The sequence below is a fragment of the Labrys sp. LIt4 genome (assembly GCF_017813775.1).
GTDB classification, from domain to species: domain Bacteria; phylum Pseudomonadota; class Alphaproteobacteria; order Rhizobiales; family Labraceae; genus Labrys; species Labrys okinawensis_A.
Window position 1 is genome coordinate 1 of the sequence record NZ_JAGIPY010000076.1, and the last position, 281, is coordinate 281.

1 protein-coding gene is annotated in these 281 nt (G+C 54.4%); it reads right to left on the minus strand.

All coding sequences use genetic code 11. The features are described from left to right. Positions 1-13 precede the first annotated feature (13 nt). The coding region (locus J8I29_RS29745) for a hypothetical protein (protein WP_209434432.1) at positions 14-281 on the minus strand (268 nt) is incomplete at its 5' end.

The window sequence follows — 281 nt, forward strand, 5'->3', positions numbered from 1 at the left end:
GTCAGGCCTGTTTTTAACGAACCCAGTTACGCGGTGCAAACGCGTTGTAATTGCCGTCCTCCTTGGGTTCAGCATTTTTATACGTGTTCTTGCCGATTTTCTCCGCCGCTTTACCCCCCCACATCAGCGCCGAACCTGCGACTTTCGAGGAAACGCCACCTGAGCTTGCCATCTTCTTGCCGGCCACCTTCGCCATCCCGCCAACGAACGTCAACGCGGCCCCATAGGCTTTGTCTTTCGAACTGTCGGTGCTATGAAGTACTGAGGATGGCAAAACATGC